We start from the raw sequence: 5,252 nt of genomic DNA on the forward strand, positions 1-5,252 counted from the left end.
TTTTTTAAACTACGGAAACAATAACTCAAAAAACTTATATTTGCTGCTCTTAGAAGATTTATAATATGCGCAACCTTCTTAAAAGAAGTTTTTCTGGAATTGTATACATTTTAATTTTTATTTCTGCGATTCTATATTCTAAAGAATCTTATATTGTTTTAATAACCATATTTGGTTTTTTATGTATTTGGGAGTTTTCTAAAATGGCTGGTTTAAAAAATTATGCTGCGTATATTTTTTTCCCTTTTCTGCTGTTTTTATTGATGAAGAGACAAGAGAGTTTTGCAACTACTTTAGTACTTGCTATAAATATACTATCATCTTTATCTTTATTATATCAACTATTTACTAATTCAGCTATTAAATTATTAAATCAAAGAGCTAAATTAGGAGTTACCATTCGATATGTAATTTTTTCGATGTGTTTTCTCATTTTATTGCCCTTTTATGGAGGTGATTTTCATCCTTATTTAATGATTAGTATTTTATCAATTATCTGGGTAAATGATTCTTTCGCCTTTTTAGTAGGTAAAAACTTTGGTAAAAATAAACTATTCCCTTCTGTATCGCCTAAAAAAACGATTGAAGGACTTTTAGGAGGATTAATATTTTCGTTATTAGCAGGCTTGTTAATTAGCAAATTAAACACAGACTTTTCTACATTAAATTGGTTGATTATTGCTGTTATTGTATCTTTAGTGGGTACTTTAGGAGATTTGGTAGAATCTAAATTTAAAAGACAAGCCAACATAAAAGACAGTGGAAATATTATGCCAGGTCATGGTGGTATTTTAGACAGGCTAGATAGTTTGTTGTTTGCTGCACCCTTTGTATATTTGTATATAAACTTTATTATTTAAGTATGATTCGATTTCATAAAGAAGGTTACAAAATTATAGCAATTACCTTAATTATAGTTTTAGCACTAATTTTATTAGCCGAAAATCTAATTGATATCATTTGGATTGTAAAAACCATTCAAATTTTAGCAATTGCACTTTTAATTATTGTACTCCAATTCTTTAGAAATCCGAAAAGGCTTACAATGCTTAGCGATAATACAATTATTGCTCCTGTAGATGGTAAAGTAGTTGTTATAGAAGAGGTAGAAGAACCAGAATATTTTAAAGATAAAAGAATACAAGTTTCTATTTTCATGTCGCCAATAAATGTACATGTTACAAGATATGCCATGAGTGGTCGTATTACTTATAGTAAATATCATCCAGGAAAGTATTTGGTAGCTTGGCATCCAAAAGCATCTACTGAAAACGAAAGAACTACAGTTGTAATTAAAAATAATACTGTTGGTGAAATTCTTTACAGACAAATTGCAGGAGCTTTGGCCAAACGAATTGTAAATTATGCTAAAGTAGGTGATGACATTGTACAAGGTACAGATGCAGGTTTTATAAAATTTGGTTCTAGGGTTGATGTATATTTACCATTAGGTACAGATATAAAAGTTAATTTAGGTGATAAAGTAAAAGGTGGTGTCCAAGTTATTGCAGAAAAATAATGATGATTACAATAATTTAGATAAAAAGTTTAAAGTTGCTTTTAACAAAATATCTGAATTAAGAAAAGCGCTAGCACCCGATGTTATGCTTAAGTTATACGCATATTACAAACAAGCTAGTTTTGGCAATAATTTTTCATTTAATAGCGATTTAGATGTTAGAAGCGCATTTAAGTTAAATGCTTGGATACAACTCAATGGCATGTCTGCAGAGGAAGCCAAAAAAGAATACATAAAATTAGCAAACACAATTTTAAAACAATAAAAACAAAACTCATGAAAAAACTAAATATCATTGCCTTGATGATAATTACAGCTGCTATTAATCTCACAGCCTGTAAATCGGAAGCTAAAAAAGAAGTAGTAAAAGAAACTCCAAAAGAAGTAGAAGTTAAGAAAAGTACTGCACCTTTTGCCGTTTTAAATGCAAAAAACGATATTAATTTTACTGCATACAAAACTACTGATAAAATAGCTGTGGGTGGAACTTTTAAAGAAATCGATGTACTTTCTGGAGGCGAAGGAAACTCTGTAAAAGAAGCGATTAACAATACCGAATTTTCTATACCTGTTAGTAGTTTAGCAACAAAAGATTCTAGTAGAGATTATAAAATTAGAAAGTTTTTCTTTGGTGTTATGGACAATACAAAATTATTATCTGGTAAGCTAATGTTAAACGATGACACAACAGGTACAGCAAAAATAACTATGAATGGAGAAACCAAAGATGTACCATTTACCTATACTATTGTAGATAAAACTTTTAATATGAAAGCTACTATTGATGTAAATACGTGGAATGCAAGTGCAGCTTTAGCTTCTTTAAATAAAGTTTGTGAAGCTTTACATACAGGGGGTGATGGAATCTCTAAAACTTGGAGTGAAGTAGGCTTAAATATTACTTCAACTTTTAAGTAAAACTATAAATTATTCAGCGCTTTTTTAAGTGTTTTAAATCGAAAAGAATACCCATTCTTTTCGATTTTTTTTGCAGAAATTCTACTACCTTCCAACAAGATTTTTGCCATATCACCAAAAACTAATTTCAGCATAAAACTCGGCACAGGTAAACCAACATAAGGCCTGTTAATACTTTTAGCTAAGGTTTTAGAAAATGACGTACTTGTATGATGTTCAGGGGAAACCGCATTAAAAACACCTGTAAAATCATCATCTATTGCTTTAAGATACATTTGGCATAAATCATCAATATGTATCCATGGCATATATTGCTTTCCAGATCCTAAAGGAGCTACAATTGGGGTACGCATTTTTTCTAAAGCACCTCCTTTTTTAGATAAAACAACGCTCGTTCTTAGAATAGTAACAGGAATATTTAATTTTTTAAATTGATGTGCTGCATTCTCCCATTGTACACAAACATCACCTAAAAAATCGTTTCCAGCATCATCTGTTTCTTTAAAGATTTTATTTGTAGTAATTGCACCATAATAACCGCTTCCAGAAGCAGAGATAAATTTTTTTAATTTAATATTTAATTCTTTAACTTTATCATAAATTAAATTCGCAGTTTTTACTCTACTATCAATAATTATTTTTTTTCTGTTTTCAGTCCATCTTTCATCTGCAATACCAGCACCTGCTAAATGAACAATATATGTTATACCTTCAAAGGCTTTATTATCGATATAATGCTCAGAAACATCCCATTTAAACTCATTATTATTTTTAGGATTTCTACTCAAAATAACCACTTCATGGTTGTTTGCAATAAGTAGTTCAGTGAGCTTTGTACCTACTAAACCTGTGCCCCCTGTAATTAAAATTTTTGCCATATCATAAAAATAAAAAACCAATATCACAAAGATTGTAGTTTTTAATAGATAGTTCTTATAACTTTATTTTTATCGCTTAAATACTATGTATATTTTATCTATCAAAATATTTTTTTCATTCTATTTACTACATTAATTTTAAGTTGTTTCTTCAATGAATTATAAATAGCACCCTATAATTGCTGTTAATTTTAGTACAATTAAAATGACTTAAGCATAAGCATTTTTACCTCAAAAAGGTATCAATATAAATAATAGAAACATTTATTAAAGCAATGTTAATTTTTTCAATACCATATTTTAAAGCCGTATTTTTATAGTGATGAAAAATAAAACTAGAAGAAAGGGTTTTGTATTTAAAACCTATGAAGCAAAAAATCAATCTCCTTTCGAGAAACTTTTTGAAATTTTTAAAGAGTTAATTACCTATACTTCTGGCGATTTTGATGAAGCTATAGATTGGTTGCGTTCTTTAGATAAAGAATATAAGTTAACTACACCAGCTTATACCATTGACGATTTTGTTGAAGATTTAAAAAAGAAAGGATACATTAAAGAAGAGATAGATGCTGATGGAATAGGAGGTACTAAAATAACTCCAAAAACAGAGCGTGCAATTCGCCAGCAAGCTTTGAATCATATTTTTGGGAAAATCAAAAGATCAGGTTCTGGAAGCCACAAAAGTAAGTCTCCAGGAATTGGGGATGAGCATACAGGCGACTTTAGAGCGTATCAATTTGGGGATAATTTAGATAAAGTTTCCATAACAGAGAGTATTAAAAATGCTCAAATTAACAACGGAATTGGCGATTTTACTTTATCTGAAAATGATTTAGTAGTTGAAGAAACCTTGCATAAAAGTCAAATGAGTACTGTTTTAATGATTGACATAAGTCACTCTATGATTTTATATGGTGAAGATCGTATTACACCTGCTAAAAAAGTAGCGATGGCTTTGGCTGAGTTAATTACTACTCGTTATCCAAAAGATACCTTAGATATTTTAGTTTTTGGGAATGATGCTTGGACCATTAAAATTAAAGATTTACCGTATTTACAAGTTGGTCCTTATCATACAAATACTGTTGCTGGCTTAAATTTGGCTATGGATTTGCTTCGTAGAAAAAAGAACACCAACAAACAAATTTTTATGATTACAGATGGTAAACCTAGTTGTTTGCGTTTGCCTGATGGACAATACTATAAAAATAGCAATGGTTTAGATAAACATATTGTAAATAAGTGTTACGCAATGGCGCAACAAGCAAGAAAATTGCACATTCCTATTACCACTTTTATGATTGCACAAGACCCCTATTTAATGCAATTTGTAAGAGCATTTACACAAGCAAACCAAGGAAAAGCATTTTATACCGGTTTAAAAGGTTTAGGTGAAATGATTTTTGAGGATTATGAAACGAATAGGAAAAAGAGGATTAAAGGGTAGAAGCCCATCAAACCTTCTCAAAGGGAAGGCTTTTAGTAAGTTTGAAAATAGAAATTTTAACATACAGATAAACACAATATTTTCTCTCTCCTTTGGAGAGAGCTAGAGAGAGGCTTATGAACATACAAACATTAGGAGAATTAAAAGAATCAGGATACCAATCAAAATCTATAAAAGATGAGTTGCGAGAAAACTTAATCAGTAAAATGATGAGTAAAGAAACCGTTTTTCAAGGCGTTCATGGTTATGAAAATACAGTTATTCCTGAATTAGAAAGAGCAATTTTAAGCAAACATAATATTAATTTACTGGGTTTACGAGGTCAAGCAAAAACACGTTTGGCTAGGTTAATGGTAAATTTATTAGATGAGTATATACCTGTTGTAAAAGGTTCTGAAATTAATGATGATCCTTTACAACCAATATCAAGATTTGCCATAGAAACGATTAAAGAGAAAGGAGATGAAACTCCGATTTTTTGGTTGCATAG

6 protein-coding genes and 1 pseudogene are annotated in these 5,252 nt (G+C 29.9%); 6 read left to right on the top strand and 1 reads right to left on the bottom strand.

The genetic code is table 11. The features are described 5' to 3' along the window. Positions 1–65 precede the first annotated feature (65 nt). The 4 genes from ACTG3V_RS14935 to ACTG3V_RS14950 are packed head-to-tail and all read left to right on the top strand — an operon-like array spanning position 66 to position 2,437. A complete protein-coding gene (locus tag ACTG3V_RS14935) occupies positions 66–860 on the top strand; it encodes a phosphatidate cytidylyltransferase (RefSeq protein ID WP_439132976.1) in 795 nt (264 codons plus the stop codon). 2 nt (positions 861–862) lie between these two features. Continuing rightward, complete coding sequence (locus ACTG3V_RS14940; RefSeq protein ID WP_439132977.1) at positions 863–1,519, top strand: phosphatidylserine decarboxylase family protein; 657 nt, start codon at positions 863–865, stop codon at positions 1,517–1,519. After that, a complete protein-coding gene (locus tag ACTG3V_RS14945) occupies positions 1,506–1,784 on the top strand; it encodes an acyl-CoA-binding protein (RefSeq protein WP_439132978.1) in 279 nt (92 codons plus the stop codon). The genes ACTG3V_RS14940 and ACTG3V_RS14945 overlap by 14 nt, the downstream gene beginning before the upstream one ends. 11 nt (positions 1,785–1,795) lie before the next feature. Further along, the gene (locus ACTG3V_RS14950) at positions 1,796–2,437 is read left to right on the top strand and encodes a YceI family protein (RefSeq protein WP_439132979.1); all 642 of its coding nucleotides are present in this window, start codon (positions 1,796–1,798) and stop codon (positions 2,435–2,437) included. A 2-nt stretch (positions 2,438–2,439) separates the two neighbouring features. Here ACTG3V_RS14950 and ACTG3V_RS14955 read toward each other — a convergent pair whose 3' ends face one another. Beyond that, positions 2,440–3,315 (bottom strand): TIGR01777 family oxidoreductase, encoded by an 876-nt coding sequence (locus ACTG3V_RS14955; protein WP_439132980.1) that lies wholly within the window; start codon positions 3,313–3,315, stop codon positions 2,440–2,442. Between the two features lie 322 nt (positions 3,316–3,637). On the opposite strand from ACTG3V_RS14955, the gene ACTG3V_RS14960 reads away from it, so the two are divergent. Continuing rightward, positions 3,638–4,762, top strand: a complete 1,125-nt coding sequence (locus ACTG3V_RS14960) for a vWA domain-containing protein (protein WP_439132981.1) — start codon at positions 3,638–3,640, stop codon at positions 4,760–4,762. 116 nt (positions 4,763–4,878) lie between these two features. Next, a pseudogene (locus tag ACTG3V_RS14965) lies at positions 4,879–5,252 on the top strand (magnesium chelatase); the annotation flags it as partial.

Source organism: Polaribacter sp. (assembly GCF_965660385.1).
In the GTDB taxonomy this organism is placed as follows: domain Bacteria; phylum Bacteroidota; class Bacteroidia; order Flavobacteriales; family Flavobacteriaceae; genus Polaribacter.

What these genes read in the sequence shown, in the direction of transcription:
- ACTG3V_RS14935 (WP_439132976.1), top strand. Translation starts at nt 66, where the DNA reads ATGCGCAACCTTCTTAAAAGAAGTTTTTCTGGAATTGTATACATTTTA.
- ACTG3V_RS14940 (WP_439132977.1), top strand. Translation starts at nt 863, where the DNA reads ATGATTCGATTTCATAAAGAAGGTTACAAAATTATAGCAATTACCTTA.
- ACTG3V_RS14950 (WP_439132979.1), top strand. Translation starts at nt 1,796, where the DNA reads ATGAAAAAACTAAATATCATTGCCTTGATGATAATTACAGCTGCTATT.
- ACTG3V_RS14955 (WP_439132980.1), bottom strand. Translation starts at nt 3,315, where the DNA reads ATGGCAAAAATTTTAATTACAGGGGGCACAGGTTTAGTAGGTACAAAG.
- ACTG3V_RS14960 (WP_439132981.1), top strand. Translation starts at nt 3,638, where the DNA reads ATGAAAAATAAAACTAGAAGAAAGGGTTTTGTATTTAAAACCTATGAA.